At 69.6% G+C, this 17,212-nt stretch carries 16 protein-coding genes; 2 read left to right on the plus strand and 14 right to left on the minus strand.

What is annotated here, in order from left to right:
• Positions 1–175 precede the first annotated feature (175 nt).
• The 6 genes from ACFOPH_RS09520 to ACFOPH_RS09545 all read right to left on the minus strand — a co-directional run bounded on the left by ACFOPH_RS09520 (position 176) and on the right by ACFOPH_RS09545 (position 7,591).
• Complete coding sequence (locus ACFOPH_RS09520; RefSeq protein WP_379734925.1) at positions 176–1,633, minus strand: Ppx/GppA phosphatase family protein; 1,458 nt, start codon at positions 1,631–1,633, stop codon at positions 176–178.
• Positions 1,634–1,728: 95 nt separating this feature from the next.
• Positions 1,729–4,395: a bifunctional diguanylate cyclase/phosphodiesterase gene (locus ACFOPH_RS09525; RefSeq protein ID WP_379734927.1), complete on the minus strand. Its 2,667-nt coding sequence runs from the start codon at positions 4,393–4,395 to the stop codon at positions 1,729–1,731.
• A gap of 127 nt (positions 4,396–4,522) precedes the next feature.
• A complete protein-coding gene (locus ACFOPH_RS09530) occupies positions 4,523–5,101 on the minus strand; it encodes a hypothetical protein (protein ID WP_379734929.1) in 579 nt (192 codons plus the stop codon).
• Positions 5,102–5,284: 183 nt separating this feature from the next.
• Positions 5,285–5,719: a hypothetical protein gene (locus ACFOPH_RS09535; RefSeq protein ID WP_379734931.1), complete on the minus strand. Its 435-nt coding sequence runs from the start codon at positions 5,717–5,719 to the stop codon at positions 5,285–5,287.
• Between the two features lie 154 nt (positions 5,720–5,873).
• Entirely contained in the window at positions 5,874–7,079 is a 1,206-nt protein-coding gene (gene pncB / locus ACFOPH_RS09540) for a nicotinate phosphoribosyltransferase (RefSeq protein ID WP_379734933.1), read from the minus strand.
• Between the two features lie 23 nt (positions 7,080–7,102).
• Positions 7,103–7,591: an SET domain-containing protein gene (locus tag ACFOPH_RS09545; protein ID WP_312550639.1), complete on the minus strand. Its 489-nt coding sequence runs from the start codon at positions 7,589–7,591 to the stop codon at positions 7,103–7,105.
• Positions 7,592–7,812: 221 nt separating this feature from the next.
• Between ACFOPH_RS09545 and ACFOPH_RS09550 the strand changes: the two genes are divergently transcribed.
• Together ACFOPH_RS09550 and ACFOPH_RS09555 are read left to right on the plus strand one after the other, a co-directional pair.
• Positions 7,813–8,172 (plus strand): nuclear transport factor 2 family protein, encoded by a 360-nt coding sequence (locus ACFOPH_RS09550; RefSeq protein WP_379734935.1) that lies wholly within the window; start codon positions 7,813–7,815, stop codon positions 8,170–8,172.
• 102 nt (positions 8,173–8,274) lie between these two features.
• On the plus strand, positions 8,275–9,129 hold the full coding sequence (locus tag ACFOPH_RS09555; RefSeq protein WP_312550637.1) for a helix-turn-helix domain-containing protein: 855 nt from the start codon (positions 8,275–8,277) through the stop codon (positions 9,127–9,129).
• Between the two features lie 331 nt (positions 9,130–9,460).
• Here the strand turns inward: ACFOPH_RS09555 and ACFOPH_RS09560 are convergent, their stop codons facing one another.
• The 8 genes from ACFOPH_RS09560 to ACFOPH_RS09595 form a co-directional block, all read right to left on the minus strand.
• The gene (locus ACFOPH_RS09560) at positions 9,461–9,955 is read right to left on the minus strand and encodes a VOC family protein (protein ID WP_312550636.1); all 495 of its coding nucleotides are present in this window, start codon (positions 9,953–9,955) and stop codon (positions 9,461–9,463) included.
• A gap of 52 nt (positions 9,956–10,007) precedes the next feature.
• Positions 10,008–11,699 carry an AMP-binding protein gene (locus ACFOPH_RS09565; protein ID WP_312550635.1) on the minus strand — a complete coding sequence of 564 codons (1,692 nt, stop codon included), beginning with the start codon at positions 11,697–11,699 and terminating at the stop codon, positions 10,008–10,010.
• Between the two features lie 487 nt (positions 11,700–12,186).
• The gene (locus ACFOPH_RS09570; protein WP_379734938.1) at positions 12,187–13,881 is read right to left on the minus strand and encodes a 4Fe-4S binding protein; all 1,695 of its coding nucleotides are present in this window, start codon (positions 13,879–13,881) and stop codon (positions 12,187–12,189) included.
• Positions 13,878–14,573, minus strand: a complete 696-nt coding sequence (locus ACFOPH_RS09575) for a DUF3306 domain-containing protein (RefSeq protein ID WP_379734940.1) — start codon at positions 14,571–14,573, stop codon at positions 13,878–13,880. Before ACFOPH_RS09575 ends, ACFOPH_RS09570 begins: the two co-directional genes overlap by 4 nt.
• Positions 14,574–14,587: 14 nt before the next feature.
• On the minus strand, positions 14,588–15,028 hold the full coding sequence (locus ACFOPH_RS09580; protein ID WP_379734942.1) for a DUF3305 domain-containing protein: 441 nt from the start codon (positions 15,026–15,028) through the stop codon (positions 14,588–14,590).
• On the minus strand, positions 15,025–15,630 hold the full coding sequence (locus tag ACFOPH_RS09585) for a hypothetical protein (RefSeq protein ID WP_379734944.1): 606 nt from the start codon (positions 15,628–15,630) through the stop codon (positions 15,025–15,027). The genes ACFOPH_RS09580 and ACFOPH_RS09585 overlap by 4 nt, the downstream gene beginning before the upstream one ends.
• On the minus strand, positions 15,627–16,079 hold the full coding sequence (locus ACFOPH_RS09590; protein WP_379734946.1) for a hypothetical protein: 453 nt from the start codon (positions 16,077–16,079) through the stop codon (positions 15,627–15,629). Before ACFOPH_RS09590 ends, ACFOPH_RS09585 begins: the two co-directional genes overlap by 4 nt.
• Positions 16,080–16,087: 8 nt before the next feature.
• Positions 16,088–17,203, minus strand: coding sequence for a formate dehydrogenase subunit gamma (locus ACFOPH_RS09595; RefSeq protein ID WP_379734948.1), 1,116 nt, complete (start codon positions 17,201–17,203; stop codon positions 16,088–16,090).
• Between the last annotated feature and the right edge of the window lie 9 nt (positions 17,204–17,212).

The following is a 17,212-nucleotide window of genomic DNA, read 5'->3' on the forward strand; positions in this document are numbered from 1 at the left end:
ATGCGTTCCGTGTCATCCGAGCATATCGGCGGCGCTGGCGGCCCGATCATGGTGACAGCGACACATGCGAACGGCGAGACCGCGTGGGTACGAGTACCCACCCTACGCAACTGCCATTTGTATTTGATGGCGCGGCCCGCAGCGGCACCACACCGCGTGGACACAGGTGTCCACCCTACGACACCTCGCGCAGCACGAACTTGCGGCCGACCTCTTCCCAGGCTGCGCGTTCGCGCTCGAACCAGGCGCGCAGCGTCGGGTGCCGGGCCAGCCAGGCGGCGTCCGCCTCGACCTCGATGCGGCCGTTCATGGCCAGCCTGAGCGCGTCGAATTCGCCGTCGACCCGGGCATGCATGCAGGCCACCGCCAGGCGCATCGCCAGCGCCATGCGCGCGAAGGCGGGTTCGGCCAGCGCCTCGCGCACCTTGCGCAGGTTGCCCTTGTGGCCCAACACCAGCGCCGCCATGCGCCGCTGGTCGCGTGTAGTGAAGCCCGGCAGGTCGGCATGCTCGACGATGTAGGCGCCGTGCTTGTGGGCGCCGGTGTGCGACACCGCCAGCCCGACCTCGTGCAGCAGGCAGCTCCAGGCCAGGTGGTCGGCGCCGCCTTCGTCGGCCTGGTCGAGCTGGCGGTGGAAGTGGCGCGCGATGGCGGCGGCGCGGCGCGCGCGGCCGGTGTCGACGCCGAAGCGGCGCATGCAGTCGCCGATCGCCAGCGCGCACCGGTCCTGGTGGCGGGCGCGCAGTTCCAGGTCGGACAGGACGCCCAGGCGCAGCCCGGCATTGATGGCCTCGACGCGCTCCACGCCGAGTTCCTCCATCGCCCCGAGCAGCACGCTGGCGCCGCCGACCACGGCCACCACCCGCTCGCGCTTCAGGCCGGGCAGCGCGACCGCGTCGACGTGGCCGAAACCGACGAGCCGTTCGGCCAGCGCGCGCAGGCCGGCCAACGACAGCGTGCCGTCGCCAAAACCGTTCTTCGCGATGGTTTCGGCGATCGCACGCATGGTGCCGGACGAGCCGTAGACCGCGCCGGCGGCGTGGGTGCGATAACCGGGCGCGGCGTCCTCGAACACCGCGCGCGCCGCCGTCACGGCGGCCTCGAAAGCGGCGCGATCGATGCGGCCGCCGCCGAACCAGCGCGCCGCCTGCGGCTGGGTGCCGATGCTGAACGATTCGACGCGCAGCACCGCATCCCCGACACCGGCGACCACCTCGGTCGAACCGCCGCCGATGTCGATCACCAGGCGCGCCTCGTCCGGCCGTCCCAGCGCGCGCGCCACGCCCATGTAGATCAGGCGTCCTTCTTCCTCGCCCGAGATGACCTCGACCGGATGGCCGATCGCCTCCTCCAGGCGCGCCAGGACCTCGGCGGCGTTGGCCGCCACGCGCAGCGTGTTGGTGCCGACCACGCGCACGGCGTCGAGCCGGTAGCCGTGCAGGATGGCGGCAAAGCCCTCGAGGCTGCGCACGGCGGCGTCGAGCGCTTGCGGGCCCAGGCTGCCGTCCGGCGCCAGGCCGGCGGCCAGGCGCACCGGATCGCGCGCGCTGCGCACGATGCGCATCTCGCCGCCGGCCGGCTCGCCGACGTGCAGCCGAAAACTGTTCGATCCGAGGTCCACTGCTGCGAACATGGTGTCCTTCCTTGTCAACGTGGTGCGCCCGAGTATACAGACGGCGGGCGGAAATTGGTGCCGTACACCCGGCGCCGGCATGTCCGGCGTCGGTATCAGGCGCAGGCCGGCAGCGGCAACGCCAGGTAGCGCGCGGCCAGGTCCTCGGCGCCGAGCGGCCGCGAGATGTAGTAGCCCTGCACCTCGTTGCAGCCCAGCTCGCGCAGGGCCTGCAGCTGGGCCGCGGTCTCGACGCCCTCGGCCACCACCGCCATGCCGAGCGCGTGCGCCATCGAGACGATGGCCTCGAAGAACACCCGGCCCTCGCCGCCGCCGTCGAGTTCGGCGGTAAAGGCGCGGTCGACCTTCAGCACGTCCATGCGCAGCGTGCGCAGCTGCGACAGCGAGGAGTAGCCGGTGCCGAAGTCGTCGATGTGCAGCTTGACGCCGAGCGCGCGCAGGGCCGCCAGTTCGGCCAGGATCTCGTCGCGGTCGCCCATCATCGCCGATTCGGTGATCTCGACCTCGAGCAGGGCCGGCGGCACGCCGTGGCGCGCCAGCGCGCCTTCGATGCGCCCGACGATGCCGCCGCGCTCGAACTGGCGCGCCGACACGTTGATCGACACCGGCACCAGGCACGCGCCCTGGGCGCGCCAGGCCGCCAGCTGGGCGCAGGCCTGCTCGATGACGATGTCGCCGATCGGCACGATCAGGCCGCTGGCCTCGGCGAAGGGAATGAATTCGCCCGGCGCCACCATGCCCTGCTCCGGATGGCGCCAGCGCAGCAGCGCCTCCATGCTGAGCAGCGCGTTCGACACCGGATCGACGCGCGGCTGGTAGTGCAGCAGGAACTGGTCGCCGGCGATCGCCTCGATCAGCTGCTGCTTGAGGCGGGCGCGCTTGCGGATGCCGCCCGACAGGCCCTGGTCATAGAAGCGGTGCCGGCCCTTGCCCTCGTGCTTGGCCGCGTACATGGCGATATCGGCATGGCGGATCAGGGCGCCGGCGTCGAGCCCGTCGCGCGGGTACATGGCGATCCCGATCGAGGCGCCGACGCTCGCCTGCAGGCCTTCGCCGAGGGCGAAGGGGCGGGCAAAGGCGGCGGCGATGCGCTCGGCCACCGCCGCCACCTGGAACTCGTCGCGGGCCGGGCGCATCAGCACCACGAACTCGTCGCCGCCGAAGCGCACCACCTCGTCGCCCGGGCGCAAGAGCGCCCCCAGGCGGCGCGCCGCCGCGGCGAGCAGCCCGTCGCCGACCGCGTGGCCGTGCGAATCGTTGACCTGCTTGAATTCGTCGAGGTCGACGAACAGCAGCGCCAGGCCGCCCTCGCGCGCGGCGCCGTCGAGCAGCGTCGGCACGTGCTTGAGCAGCCAGCTGCGGTTGCGCAGGCCGGTGAGCGCGTCCTCGTTGGCCATGCGTTCCATCTCGTCCTCGTGCTTCTTGCGCTCGCCGATGTCCTGCAGCGTCACGGCCAGACCGTCGCCGACGCGCACCAGGCGCCGCCGGCCCCAGGCGATCGCCAGCCGGTCGTCGCGCGGCAGGCGCCGGTCTTCCTCGAAGAAACCGGTCGCCATCGCCAGCCGGTAGTTCGCCACCAGCTCAGCGCCGGGCAGTCCGCGGTCCATGCTCGACACCGCGCGCCCGACCAGGTCGTCGCGGCGCAGGCCATAGAAGGCGGCGCCGCGCTCGTTGCAGTCGACGATGCGGAAGTCGACGATCTGGCCGCGGCGGTCGCGCACCGGGGCCGCCATGTAGAAGCCGTCGTTGGCGCTCTCGGTGGCGGTGCGGTAGGCCAGGCGCACCGCTTCGTGCTCGCGCTCGCGCGCCGCCGCGCGCAGCGACAGCAGGCTTGCGAGCGCCGCCAGCAGCGCCAGGGCGACGGTTCCCGCGATCGCACGGCCACGGCTCTCTTCCCAGTACTCCTGGGCGGCGGCGCCGCCCTCGCGCTGCGACAGCGCGACCATGGCCACCACCGGGTAGACGGCCGAATCGCGCCAGCCCAGCGCGCGCGCCACGCCGTCGCCGAAACCGGCGCTGCCGACCAGGCGCGGTCCCGCTCCCGCGGCCGCGACGCTGCCCGGGCGCAGGGTGCGCGGTCCCCCGGGACGCGTCGAAGCCGAGCCGCTCTGCTCGATCCAGAAGCGGCCGTCGGTGTCGGCCATCGCCAGCAGGCCGTCCGCACCGAGGGTGGACTGGCCTACGAAGGAGGTGAAATAGGCGGCGTCGACCGCCATCACCACGACGCCGTCGAACTCCTCGTCGGCGCGATCGAGGCGGCGCGTGAACAGCACCACCTCGCGCGCCGGGTCGAAGCCGCCGGGCGCCACGTCGACCCGCAGCGCGGTCGAGTTGCTGTTCTTGTGCTGCGCGAAGAAGGCGGCATCCGGCGCGATGTCCGGCAGCGCGCCGGGCTGGCTCGCCGAGCGCACCTTGCCGTCCGCGCCGACGATGCCGACCGCGACAAACGCCTCGTCGGTGAACATGCCGTCGGCGCGCATGTCCTCGAGCAGGGTCGCGCGCTGCCCCTGCTCCCAGCTGTGCTTGAGCTGCATCGTGATCTGGTCCATCTGCGCGATCGAGCGCGTCACGTACTGCTCGTAAGCCTGCGCATAGGTGTCGGCTTCCTTGAGCAGCTGCAGGCGCGTGCGCTCGCTGTCGCTCTCGGCGCGCAGGATGGTGAATGACCACAGGGCCGCGCAGCACAGGGCGGCCAGGACGGGCCAGAGGATGGCCAGGAAGGTATTGGTGCGGGACGGCGTCGGAGCGGCTGGTATCTTCATGCGCATTCGGTAAGGCGGGCTCGGCGCCCGGCTCGCCTCTCGGCAGGCTCAGCGGGCAGCGCAGCTTAGCCCCCGAATGTGACCGCATGATGACGGAACGGCAAGCGCCCGGCGGGCGCTACCGGATTCAATACCGCGGCGGCTGCATCCCCTGGTACTCGTGCACCGCCTCGCGGTACTGGCGCGACTCCTTTACCCGGTTCATGTAGCGGATCGGCCGGCGCGCCTTGCGCTCGATGACGTAGCCGCTCAGGGTGCCGCGCGCGCCGCACTGGGCGCGGCAGGTGGCCAGGCCGGCGGCGTCGCGGTCGTCGAGGACGATGCGGCCCGGCGTGACGTTGACGCGCAGGGTGCACGGCGTCTCGCCCGCCACCGGCGCCTGCTGCTGGCGGTAGACGAAGTTCTCGCCTTCGCGCTGGGCGATGCCCCAGACGCCGCACATGTGGCCGTTGGCGAATTCGAGGTGGGCGCGCAGGTAGACGTGGTCCGCGTCCTCGCGCACGATCTCGACGACGTCCTCGGCCAGGTAGCGTTCGGCCGGGCGGTCGGGACCGGCATTGATGGCGTTCATGAAGCGGCGCTTGTAAACGCCCTCGATGTCGGCGGCCGGGTCGTCGGAGGCGAGCGCCGGCAGCGCCAGTGCCGACAGCAGGACCAGGGCCGCCCTGGCGGGCAGCGTGAAGTTAGCTTGAGTACCGATTTTCATCTCGTTCGTGGAGGCTCGCGCCGGGCTCCCGGCTAGGCTCTAGTATAACCGCTGGACGGCGCGGGGAACGCGCGCGAGCCCGGCAGGCCGCCGGAAGGAGGCGTCGAGGCGCCGGCCAGCGCCGCGGCCAGCAGCGGCGTCGTCAGGTGTTGGGCGAACGGGCCCGTGAACAGGCGCACTGCGTCATGTGACGGTCGCCACGGTCCGCGCCAGCGCGCGCCGTACCGCGCGGTCGCGCGCGACGATCCGTCCGCCTGCCAGGCCGGCCCAGCAGCCCAGGGCCAGCAAGACTGCCAGCGCCGCGCCCATACCGAAGAAGTAGCCGGTCCCGAAGACGAGGAAAGGCGTGAACCATGCCAGCGTGGCCGCACCCGAGAACAGGGCCAGCAAGGTGCCCTCCCGGAGCGTGACCGCTTCGCCAGGCGCGGCCCAGCCCAGCACGCTGGACCAGTCGTCGGGTCTGGCGAAGGCGATCAGCCAGGACGCGCCGCTGGGCGGTACCACGCCGCGCCTGAGCCTGACGCCGTAGCGCACGCCGGCCCGGTTGCGGAAGCTGAAGTCGCCGCGGCCGGGGTCGGCGTCGAAGACCTCGTCGAAGTCGATACGCTGGATGTGCATGGTGGCCGCTCCTGGTCGTATTTCTGATCGTGGCTGACGATGGAGAATGTAGCAGACTCTCATCGCGCCCTGTGCCCACGATACGCCGCCGAGGTGGTGCGCGCCGGCCTGTCCGACCTGCTGCTGGAGCCGGCCGCGCGCGCCGCCTGAAGGATCAGGACTGCCCGGCCTTCTGCTCGGGGTGGTTGAATACCTGGCGCAGGTAGGCCAGGAAGGTCTCGTCGGTGCACTGCGACTTGCCCGGCGTGTCGGACAGCTTGGCGACCGGCTGGCCGTTGCAGCGCACCAGCTTCATCACGATGTTCAGGGCTTTATAAGGCGTATCGTTGGTGAGCTGGGTGCCGATGCCGAAGCCGAGCATGACGCGGTCGGCGAAGTGGCGGTACAGGGCCAGCGCCTTCGGCACCGTCAGCGCGTCGGAAAACACCAGGCGCTTGGTGCGCGCGTCGATGCGCAGCTTGGCGTAGTGCGCCAGCGCCTTTTCGCCCCACTCGAAGGGGTCGCCCGAATCGTGGCGCAGGCCGTCGAACAGCTTGGCGAAGTACAGGTCGAAGTCGTTCAGGAAGGCGTCCATGCCGACCACGTCGGTCAGCGCCGTGCCCAGGTCGCCGCGGTATTCCTGCACCCAGTCTTCCAGCGCCGCCTTCTGGAAGTCGCGCAAGCGCACGCCGAAGGACTGGAAGGCTTGCATGTATTCGTGCGCCATGGTCCCGATCGGCACCAGGTTGTACTTGCGCGCCAGGTGGACGTTCGAGGTGCCCTTGAAGAACTGCGGCAGCTCGCGCGCCAGCGTCGACACCACTTCGTCCTGCCAGTCGCCCGAGAAGCGGCGGCGCACGCCGAAGTCGAAGAAGGAGAACGAGCTGGCCAGCTTCGGCTCGCGGTCGAAGGCACGCAGCTGCTCGATCTTCTCGGCCAGGCGCTTCCTTGCTTCGGTAAGCGCGGCCTCCTGGTCGAAGCGGCGGAAATACAGCTCGTTGACGATGTAGAGCACGTAGATCTCGAAGCCCATCACGTGCACGACCGGACCGACGGCGCGGATGCGCAGGTGCGGGCCGTCGGTTTCGACGGTGATGAACTTGCGCTGGAAGCGGAACACCGTCAGGAAGTCGGCGAAGTCGCTCTTGATGAAGCGCAGGCCGCGCAGGTACTCGACCTCTTCTTCGGTGAACAGCATTTCGCACAGGTGGTCGAGTTCGCGCTCGACCTCTTCCTTCAGCTCGGCCAGCGGATAGGCCGGCTCGTTCCGGCAGCGGAATTCGTATTCGCCGTGCGCGTTCGGGTGCCGGTGCAGCAGGGCCTGCCACATCGTGAATTTATAGAGATCGGTTTCGAGCAGACTGCGGACGATGGGCTTCATGGTGTGTGCTTGGTTCCTTGGCTTCAAGCCTTTTTCTTCTGGCGCCGCTTCGGTGCGAGCATGGTCCCGGTGCATCCGGGGGTGCCGCAACGGCAGGCGAACAGTTTTTTCAGCGCCGGCGTGTGGCGCTCGTCGTAGATGAGGGCGTAATTGTAGTTCAGCTCCTCGCCCGGCTCGATCGGCTGCAGCGCGTGGATGTAGACGCGCCCGTCGTCCTCGTAGGCTTCGCAGTTCGGCGTGCAGGCATGATTGATCCAGCGCGCGTCGTTGCCGCGGCGGCCGCCGTCGATCACGCGGCCGTCGTTCAGGGTGAAATAGAAGGTATGGTTGATCGGGCCGCCGGCCCTGGCCGCGCGCTCGGTCGCTTCATCCCAGCCGATGCGCTCGCCCCGGTACTCGATGATGCGTTCGCCGGGTTCGATGTGACGGCGGGCGAAGACGCCGTTGCCGTGGATCGGAGACTTCTTCACTTCATAGGCCGGATCGGCCTTGGCTGCGGTCTTGGTGGGCATGTGGGTTTCGACAGTCTGGCGGCGGATCGGCTGGTTCACTGGCATTGCATGATTACCATTATTGTACGATTTTCGCCCGCGCGCCGCACCCCTGCCGTGGCGGCCGCCCGGCCGGGGTCTTTTGCGCCGGGTTCCTTCATTACCTGAGAGGTAATCGCCGGTCCGCGCGGGACTGCGGAGAATGGACTCCGTCGTCCCTCATCAACGAAACGGAGAACATCATGGACCGCGCAGACTCGCTCGCCCGCCAGTACCTGGCAGCCTGGAACGAACGCAACGCATCCGAACGCCGCGCCCTGGTCGCGCGCCTGTTCACGCTCGACGCCAGCTATCTCGACCCGCTGATGGCAGGCGCCGGCCACGACGGCATTGACGCCCTGATCGGCGCCGCGCAGCAGCACTTCCCCGGCCACCGCTTCGAGCTGGCCGGCCAGGCCGACGGCCACCACGACGTGCTGCGCTTCTCCTGGACCCTGCATGCACCGGGCGGCGCCGCGGTCGCGCGCGGCACCGACGTGGCCACCGTCGGCGGCGACGGCCGCCTGTCCAGCGTCACCGGCTTCCTCGACCATGCCGCCTAAGCGCGAAAGGAGAACGCTCACCCACATGGCCGAGGTCAATCGCGAACTGCTTGAGTTCGCGGACGCGATCGCGCAGAATCGCCAGACACCGAGCGGGGAGGCATGATGGACCAAGGGAGGGCGGGCATCGAGGCGGGCACGGGCGGCGCCCATTACTTCAGCGACTTCGCGGCGGCCCTGCGCTACTGGCGCGGCAAGCGCGGGATCAGCCAGCTGCGCCTGTCGGTGGACAGCGGCATCTCGCAGCGCCACCTGAGCTTTCTCGAGACCGGCCGCGCCCAGCCGGGGCGCGACCTGATCCTCAGGCTCGGCCTGGTGCTCGACATCCCGCTCCGCCAGCGCAACGCGATGCTGCTCGCCGCCGGCTTCGCCCCGGCCTACCGCGAACGCGCGCTGTCCGACCCGGACATGGCTGCCGTGATGCAGGCGCTCGAGTTCATGCTGGCCCAGCAGGCACCCTACCCGGCGCTGGTGGTCGACCGCCTGTGGAACCTGGTCATGCACAACGCCCCGGCGGCGCGCATGATGCGCTGGCTGCTTGGCATGCCGCCCGATGCGCCCCTCCCGCGCGACGGCTCGGTGAATGTCCTGAAGCTGACGCTGTCTGCGGACGGCCTGCGGCCCTGGCTGCTCAACTGGGAAGACGTGGCCGCCGATCTGCTGCAATGGGTGCAGCGCGAAGCCATGGGCGACGGCCCCGGCAGCGAAGCGACGCGCCTGCTGGGCGAACTGATGGCCCTGCCCGGCATCGACGCCGCGGCGCGCCAGCCCAACCTGGACCGCGCCGCCCTACCCTTCCTGCCGATGAGGCTGCGCAAGGACGGGGTCGAGCTGAACCTGTTCACGACCATTACCACGCTGGGCACGCCGCACGACGTCACCGTGCACGAGCTGCGCCTGGAAAGCTTTTTTCCGGCGGACGAGGCGAGCCGGCAGTGGTTCCAGTCGGCCGCGTGAAGGCGGCGCGCAGCGCGGAGCCGGTACGGCAGGACCCCGGCTAGGGTCTATCTGGCTGAATTCAAGCCGTTTTGGTTCTGCCAGCAGCGTGGACGGGGGCCGTTTGCGCGTTCAGCTAGCGCATGACAATAGTAGGGTGGGCGCCCCGTGCCCACGCGTGAAAGTCATGTCATGTTGGCGTAAAAGCGCGTGGCTATGCAGATGATTCTGCGATGCTGGCGTGCAAAGACGGCTGATCATGTGCAGGCTCCACGCGTGGGCACGGGGCGCCCACCCTACTCGTCGCGGCGACAATTGTGTTTCCGCTCCTCGGCGTTCAGCCAGATACACCCTAGCCCGCCGCGTGCACCAGCGCGTCGACCTCCAGCTTCTTCATCCTCAGCAGGGCGCTCATCACGCGGTCGACGCGCGCCTGGTCGGGGCTGGTCAGCAAGGCGTCCATCTGGCGCGGCACGATCTGCCAGGAGACGCCGTAGCGGTCCTTCAACCAGCCGCACTGCTGGGCGGCCGGGTCGCCCTGGTAGCCCAGGCGGTCCCAGTAGAAATCGATCTGCTCCTGGGTATCGCACTGAACCTGGAAGGAGACCGCCTCGTTGAAAATGAAGGTCGGCCCGCCGTTCAGGGCCGTGAATGCCTGGCCGTCGAGCTCGAAGGCGACCGTCAGCACGGTGCCGGGCGCCATGCCGTGGATCTCGCGCCCGGCTTCGCCGTAGCGCGACATGCCATGGATGCGCGAATGCGGGAAGATGCCGACGTAGTAGTTGGCCGCTTCCTCGGCCTGCCGGTCGAACCAGAGGCAGGGCGTGATTCTCGATAAGCTTGGCATCGCCGCGGTCTCCTTGAATTGGATTATCCCGATTCGACCGCGGCGACTGCCCTCAGTTGCCGACGTCCTCTTCGCGGAACTCAATACCCGCCGGTGGCGACGCGTCCCGTCCGGCTTCTCGTCCCTCCTCCTGCTTGCGCAGCTCGACGCGACGGATCTTGCCGGAGATGGTCTTGGGCAGCTCGCGGAACTCGATGCGGCGGATGCGCTTGTAGGGCGCCAGGCGCTCGCGGGCAAAGGCGAAGATCTCGCGCGCCAGCTCGCGCGACGGTTCGACACCCTGGCGCAGGGTGATGAAGGCCTTCGGCACCGACAGGCGCACCGGATCGGGACTCGGCACGATGGCCGCTTCCAGCACCTGCTCGTGCTCGATCAGCACGCTCTCCAGTTCGAACGGGCTGATGCGGTAGTCCGAGGACTTGAAGACGTCGTCGTTGCGGCCGACGTAGAAGTAATAGCCGTCCTCGTCGACGGTGGCGGTGTCGCCGGTGTGGTAGTGCCCGGCGCGCATGACCTCCGCGGTCTTGTCCTCGTCGCCCTCGTAGCCCAGCATCAGCGCGATCGGGTGCGCGTCCAGCCGCACCGAGATCTCGCCCTCTTGCGCGGGCTGGTCGTCGAGGTCGAGCAGCGCGATCCGGTAGCCCGGCAGCGGCCGCCCCATCGAACCCGGCTTCACCACCTGCCCCGGCGGGTTGCCGATCTGGGCCGTGGTCTCGGTCTGGCCGAAGCCGTCGCGGATGCGGATGCCCCAGGCGCGCTCGACCTGCTCGATCACCTCGGGATTGAGCGGCTCGCCCGCGCCGACCAGCTCGCGCAGCGGGGGTTTCCACTGGCTCAGGTCTTCCTTGATCAGCATGCGCCAGACGGTCGGCGGCGCGCACAGCGAGGTGACGCCGCAGCGCAGCACGGTTTCCAGCGCGGCCTTGGCCGAGAAGCGCTCGTAGTTGTAGACGAACACGGTGGCGCCGGCATTCCAGGGCGCGAAGAAGCAGCTCCAGGCGTGCTTGGCCCAGCCGGGAGAACTGATGTTCCAATGGACGTCGCCCTTCTGCAGGCCGATCCAGTACATGGTCGACAGGTGGCCGGCCGGGTAGCTCTGGTGGCTGTGCAGGACCAGTTTCGGGCGCGCCGTGGTGCCCGAGGTGAAGTACAGCAGCAGCGGATCGCTGGCGCGCGTGACGCCCTTCGGCGTGAACACAGACAATACGCGGCGGCAGTCGTCGAAGTCGTGCCAGCCGTCGATGCTGCCGCCGACCGCGATGCGGGTGAAGTTGCCGCTCAAGCCCTCGAACTTGTGCGCCTCCGACACCTGCGCGATCACGTGGCGCACCTTGCCGCGCTCCATGCGGTCCTGCAGGTCGGCGTTTGAGACCAGCATGGTGGTCGGCACCAGCACGGCGCCGAGCTTGATCCCGGCGAGCATGATTTCCCAGAGCTCGACGCGGTTCGGCAGCATCAGCAGCACGCGGTCGCCGCGCTCGACGCCGCACTGTTGCAGCCAGGACGCGACCTGGCTGGAACGCGCGGACATGTCGGCGAACGAGATCTTCTGCTCGCGCCCGTCTTCCTCGACCACCCACAGCGCCGGGGTGTCGTTGTTCTTCGCCTCGGCGTCGAAGAAATCGAGCGCCCAGTTGAACTCGTCGAGCTGGGGCGGCCGGTAGCCGGCATAGGCGGTGTCGTAGTCGGTGCGGTGCTGTTGCAGGAAGTCGCGCGCCTGGGCGAAACGCTGGTACGGGGTCATGTTGTCTCCTGGTTGCTGATCACAGTGGCCGGGGACGCAGCCTGCCAATGGCGGCCCTGTCCCGGCTGCTTATTGTCTGTTTGCATACATTGTGCCACGGGTTAGGCGCGACGCCAGGTTTCGCTGCGCAGGAGGCATTCGCCTACTGTGCGCCGCCGGCCTGTACGGTGCATGGTTATCGAAATGAAAATCCCCGTCGTAGTACCGCCTGGTGCGGAAAATACCGTAGGGTCGGCACGCTGTGCCCACTCGAAAGGCCGCGTCGCGTTTGCGCGATTCAAACCCGATTAGCGGCCATGTGTTGGCGCTTTCGTATCATCACTCGATACGTCTCGACCATTCCCAGACGCGTTGTCAGGCGCTGCCGGAGATACGCATCGTTCCGCGTGGGCACGGCGTGCCCACCCTACGCAGACCTGGACAGGCCGCCATGGAATGCCGAGCCTGCCGTGGACCATGCCAGGCTTGCGTATACGGAACCAGTCCCTCAGTTGCGCGGAACAGGCCCGCCGGGCCGGCGCAGCGGCACCGCGAATTCCCCTTCCGGCTGCATCATGTCGATCACGCGGCAATCGCCGCACATGCGCAGGCGGTCGAGGTTGCCGGTGAAGGCGCTGTGCTGCGACAGGCGCGCGAACATGTTCTCGACCATGTGCAGGGTGCCGAACGGCTTGCTGCAGCGGATGCAGTGGAAAGGCTGGGATTCGTTCAGGATCACCGTCTTGCGGCGCGTTTCGCCGAAGCTCATGCGCGGCACCAGGGCGATCGCGTTTTCCGGGCAGGTGTTGGCGCACAGCCCGCACTGCACGCAGTTCTGCTCGACGAAGCGCAGCTGCGGCAGGTCGGGCGTGTCCATCACGGCCGAGGACGGGCAGGCGCCGACGCAGGCCATGCACAGGCTGCACTTCTTGGTGTCGACCGCGATCGCCCCGAACGGCGCGCCGCTCGGCAGCGCCACGTCCTGCGGCTGGCGCGGCGCGTGGCGGTGCAGGTGGTCGAGCGCGTAGTCGAGGGTATTGCGCTTGTCCGCGGCCAGGTTGAAGCCGGCGCTCTCGGCGGGCGCTTCGCCGCGCGGCGCATGGCGCAGGGCCAGGCCGAGTTCCTCGGGCGTGTGCACGCGCAGCAGCTGGAAGTGCGGACCGGCATAGCCCAGGCCGTCGAGCACGGTGTGGGCGATGCCCATCTGGTGGTCGAGGGCGGCGGTGTACTGCGGCGCCTCCTCGCCGGTCATCAGGACCGTGACGCCGGCCGCGCCATAGGCCAGCGCCGAGAACCAGACGTCGATACCGGTCGAGGCCGTGTGGTGCAGCGCCAGCGGAATCACCCGGCCCGGGATGCCGCCGTCGGCGTCGGCCTGCAGGCGTTCCAGCAGGCCGGCGCCGGCGTCGCTGTGCAGCAGCAGCACCGGGTCCTCGCCGCCGGCTTCGCGGTAGGCGGCCAGCGCAGCCTTGATGCGGCTGCCGGTGTGGGCCGCCGAAGGATAGGCATAGCCGAGCGCGCCCGTCGGGCAGACCGTGGTGCAGGCGCCGCAGCCGGCGCACAGGTAGGGATTGACGCGGATCTTGTCGCCCGCGCCGGCGATCGCCTTGGCCGAGCAGATCTGCACGCAGGCGTTGCAGCCGGGCTGGCCGTTGCGGCTATGGGCGCACAGGCGCTCCTTGTAGCGGAAATACTTCGGCTTCTCGAATTCGCCGGTCATCTCCACCAGCTCGGCCGCGGCGGCGCGGCGCGCGGCCTCGTCAAGACCCGGGGCGTAATAGCCGTGCGGGTGCTGGTGGGCCGCGATCAGCGGGCTCGGGCAGAGGTCGAGCACGAGGTCGAACTTGCCCTGCTGCTGCGCCTGCCCCGGCGCCTGCCAGCGCGCCTCGAAGGCGCCCAGCCAGCCGGCCACGGCCACCGCCGGCGCGGCGAAGACCGGATAGGCGCGTGCCGCTTCCTCCTCTGCGCCATCGATCAGCAGCACGGTGACCGGCAGGCTGGCCGCCAGGTGGTCGGCCCAGGGCAAGGCCTGGGCGGCGCTGCCGACGACCAGGGTGCGCCCGAGCGAGCGGTAACTGACCGAGTCGACGGCGTCGACCGGGGCGATGGCGTCGGCCGCCAGGATGGCGGCGGTCTTGGCGAGGGCATTGCGGCGTTCCTGCAGCGGATCGCCGGCCTGCCCTTCTAGGAATCGGATGTTCATGCTTGTCCTTGCAGGGATTGCTGGTAAAGGCCTGCCTGTGCGCAGGCGGGTGGTGCGTCGGTGTCGTCGGTGTGTTGCTGGACGAGCAGCCGGGTGTCGCCGTGCCGGACGGCATGGTCGCTGGAAGCTCCGTCGCCGGCAGTCACGGCGGCCGGCTCGTCCGGTACCGGTGCGGGCTGGGCTCCGGCTGCCGGATCGGTGGCGGCCGCTTCCAGTGCGGGCGCGGCCGCTGCATCGACAGCGTCGACCGCGACCTGCGGGCGGTGCGGCTCCGAGGGACGCAGCGCGCTCTTCGCATGCTCGAGGGCGGCGAACATCGCGGCCGACATCGGGCTCGGCTTGTTGTAGTCGTCCATGTACATGTCCAGGCCATCCATCACGTGGAAGTGCGGATCGGCGAACAGTTTTTTCAGCGCCAGGCGCTGCACCGCCTTGTCGACGTCTTGGCGCACGAAGGCGGAGAAATCGGAGTCGGGCGTCAGGCGCGCGGCGTCGTCCAGGGTCGGCGCTTCGCGGGCCGGCGCCGTGCCGGCGGCACCTGCCTGGCGCGCGACGGATGACGTTGGCGGCGTCGGCGGCGTTGGCGGCGCAGCGGCGGGCCCCGCCGGCACCGGACGCGCCGGGGCCTCGGCCGGTTCGCCGCCCGTCGCCTTCAGGCGCGACCAGCGCCGCAGGAATCCTTCGTCAGGCATCCTTGCCGTTCTCCCTAGCCATGCTGGCGCCCGCGGCGCGGCTTCGGCTGGTAATGCTCGCGCAGGTAGCCCGCGACCCAGGCGTAGATCTCGGCCGGCATGGTGACGCCGTCGGCCGATTCGCCGGAATCGAACATACGGGTGCCCTCGACGTAGCTGACCGACGCGCGCACCGGCATCGCGCGGCCCTCTTCCATGCGCCACAGCACGAACACCTTGGATTCGGGCGCCATGCAGTTCTCGTAATAGCCCTCGTTCTCGTCGGTATAGAGCTCGAGTTCCAGGCCGGAGACCAGGTAATAGTCGCGCTCCGGGCTTTCGCTGAGCACCTGCACGGGCGGCAGGTTGCCGCGGTCGGGCACGACGCCGACCGCGGCCCAGGCTTCGTCCACCCAGCGGTGCTGGACGGCGCGGCGCTGCATGATCACCGCGATCGGCATGCTGGCCATCTTCATTTGTTCTGCACCGCGTCCGCGTTGCCCTTGTCCACGGCCGGCGAGGCGCCTTTCGGCACCGACTTCGTCGGCGCCTTCTTGACGTCTTCGCTCGGCGCCGCGGTACCCAGCTTCTCGCTCTTGATCGGGACGTTGGCCGACTGCAGCGCCTGCGGGCTGAGCGGCGCTGCGCCACGGCCCGGCGCCGCCGCCGAGGTGCCCGGGGCGGCGTTGGCCGGCGCGGCGGCCACCACGCCGGCATTCGGCGGCGTCACCCCGGACGAGCCGACGCCGGGCGCGCCGCCGGCAGGCGCGGCGGTGCCGGGCGCCTGGATGCCGGGCGCCGGCGCCTGGGCGATCGCCGTCGGCGGATTGATCTTCCAGCCCTTGCTGGCCGCCTGCGAGCGCCAGCGCGCACTGACCGCGTCCATCGAGGCGGACAGCAGTTCCTTGTCCTTCGCGGCCTTGGCGTCGGCCTCGGCCTTCTTGGCGGCGGCAGCCTGCTGCTGCTCCGGCGTCAGCGCCGGTTTCGCCAGCGCCGCCCAGGCGCCCTGCGCCAGCAGCGGGTTGATCAACAGCGCGGCCACCAACGCCGCGGGTGCGGCAATCCATCGTTTCATCATTTCTTCTCCAACTGGTTCGGCGCCGCCGGGCCCTGGGGCGCCGCGTTGCTGGCCGCGCCCTTGTTCAGGTCCTGGGCCGAGGGCCCGCTCGGCGTGCCGGTGTCGCCCGGCTGGGTCTGGGTACCCTGCATCGCGCCCGAAGGCGGGGTCACGCCCGAGCTCGGGCCCTGCCCGGTCTCGCGCGTGGTGCCGCCGACCGCGGCACCCGAGGTATTCCCGCCAGCGCCGCCGGCAATGCCCGGGGTGCCGCCGGCATAGATGGCGTCTGTCACCGGGCGCCCGGTGCGGGCGATGATCTCGCCGCTGGTGCCGCCGCCGGCGGTCACCTGGCCGGGGAACTTGGTCTGGATCACGCCGTCGCTGGCGGGCGCCGTGTTGCGGCTGCAGCCGGTGGCGAACAGGGCGCTTGCTGCCAGCGCGCAGGGGATCAGGAAGCTGGTTCGTTTCATTGCAATCCTCAGTGTGCGGGGCCCGGACGGGGCGGCGGCGGTGTGCGCGGCACACCCTGCGTACCCGGCGGCGTGCCTGCCGCGGGGCCGGGCGGGGTGCCGGGGACGCCCGCTTTCACGTCCTCGTACCACAGCGAATGGTGGGCCTTGGCCCAGTTCTCGTCGACGGTGCCGTGGCGCATGGCCTCGTAGGCGCCCGGCGTACCCCAGGTGCCGATGTAGATGTGGCCCATGGCCGCCGCGATGTAGAAGGTGGCGCCGATGACGTGCAGGTAGTTCGCAACCTGCAGGACGTAGCGGGTCTGGCCGAAGTTCACGAAGTTCAGCACCAGGCCGGTGATCGACATCACCAGTCCCAGCAGGGTGACGCCGAACCAGAACCAGCTCTTCTCGCCGGCGTTGAAGTAGCCGGCCGGCACGTGCTTGTGTGAAACCAGTCCCCCGCCCTGCTTCACCCACTCCAGGTCGTTGCGGTTGTAGAAGTTACGGCGCAGGAAGGTGATGAACATCACGATCGAGCACAGGATGAAGAGTGGCCCGATGAAGTTGTGCACGTATTTCGAGATCCACGCCACCCAGGAGAAGAAATTGTGTCCCATCCAGGGCAGCATGATCTTCTTGCCGAAAGTGATGATCAGGCCGGTAATGGCGAGCAGGATGAAACTGATCGCCGTGGCCCAGTGCACCTGGCGGTCCCAGCGGCTGAAGCGCTGCAGCTTGCGTCCGGACTGCGGCTCTTCGCGCGCCGGTCCGATCGCCTTGTAGAACAGGAAAATCAACAGCGGCACGCCGATCAGGATGGTGCCGGCGATCGAGGCGATCGGGCCGTTGCGCAGGGTGCGCCAGGTATTCCCGCCGCGCTGGACGATGACGTTGCCTTCGCTCTCGCCGTACTGGCCGAGGAAGTGGCGGTCCATGTGCACGCGCCCGGATTCCGAAGACATCAGGCCCGGTTCGCGGGCACGCGAATCGCCCTCGATCTGCAGCATGGTCTGCTCTTCGGCGTAGGCCGGCTCGGCGCGCTGGTTCGGCACCCCGGCCCAGGCCGCCGGCAGGGTCGATATTCCCAGCAACGCCACCACCAGAGCCAGCATGGCGCGCAGGGCAAACAGGTTCGCTCGCATGGTAGGGCT

Origin of the sequence: Massilia haematophila, from assembly GCF_042647645.1 — a bacterium.
GTDB classification, from domain to species: domain Bacteria; phylum Pseudomonadota; class Gammaproteobacteria; order Burkholderiales; family Burkholderiaceae_D; genus Telluria; species Telluria haematophila.

Coding starts and splice junctions, on each gene's coding strand:
- ACFOPH_RS09520 (WP_379734925.1), bottom strand. CDS start 1,633: ATGTTCGCAGCAGTGGACCTCGGATCGAACAGTTTTCGGCTGCACGTC.
- ACFOPH_RS09525 (WP_379734927.1), bottom strand. CDS start 4,395: ATGAAGATACCAGCCGCTCCGACGCCGTCCCGCACCAATACCTTCCTG.
- ACFOPH_RS09530 (WP_379734929.1), bottom strand. CDS start 5,101: ATGAAAATCGGTACTCAAGCTAACTTCACGCTGCCCGCCAGGGCGGCC.
- ACFOPH_RS09535 (WP_379734931.1), bottom strand. CDS start 5,719: ATGCACATCCAGCGTATCGACTTCGACGAGGTCTTCGACGCCGACCCC.
- pncB (WP_379734933.1), bottom strand. CDS start 7,079: ATGAAGCCCATCGTCCGCAGTCTGCTCGAAACCGATCTCTATAAATTC.
- ACFOPH_RS09545 (WP_312550639.1), bottom strand. CDS start 7,591: ATGCCCACCAAGACCGCAGCCAAGGCCGATCCGGCCTATGAAGTGAAG.
- ACFOPH_RS09550 (WP_379734935.1), top strand. CDS start 7,813: ATGGACCGCGCAGACTCGCTCGCCCGCCAGTACCTGGCAGCCTGGAAC.
- ACFOPH_RS09555 (WP_312550637.1), top strand. CDS start 8,275: ATGATGGACCAAGGGAGGGCGGGCATCGAGGCGGGCACGGGCGGCGCC.
- ACFOPH_RS09560 (WP_312550636.1), bottom strand. CDS start 9,955: ATGCCAAGCTTATCGAGAATCACGCCCTGCCTCTGGTTCGACCGGCAG.
- ACFOPH_RS09565 (WP_312550635.1), bottom strand. CDS start 11,699: ATGACCCCGTACCAGCGTTTCGCCCAGGCGCGCGACTTCCTGCAACAG.
- ACFOPH_RS09570 (WP_379734938.1), bottom strand. CDS start 13,881: ATGAACATCCGATTCCTAGAAGGGCAGGCCGGCGATCCGCTGCAGGAA.
- ACFOPH_RS09575 (WP_379734940.1), bottom strand. CDS start 14,573: ATGCCTGACGAAGGATTCCTGCGGCGCTGGTCGCGCCTGAAGGCGACG.
- ACFOPH_RS09580 (WP_379734942.1), bottom strand. CDS start 15,028: ATGAAGATGGCCAGCATGCCGATCGCGGTGATCATGCAGCGCCGCGCC.
- ACFOPH_RS09585 (WP_379734944.1), bottom strand. CDS start 15,630: ATGATGAAACGATGGATTGCCGCACCCGCGGCGTTGGTGGCCGCGCTG.
- ACFOPH_RS09590 (WP_379734946.1), bottom strand. CDS start 16,079: ATGAAACGAACCAGCTTCCTGATCCCCTGCGCGCTGGCAGCAAGCGCC.
- ACFOPH_RS09595 (WP_379734948.1), bottom strand. CDS start 17,203: ATGCGAGCGAACCTGTTTGCCCTGCGCGCCATGCTGGCTCTGGTGGTG.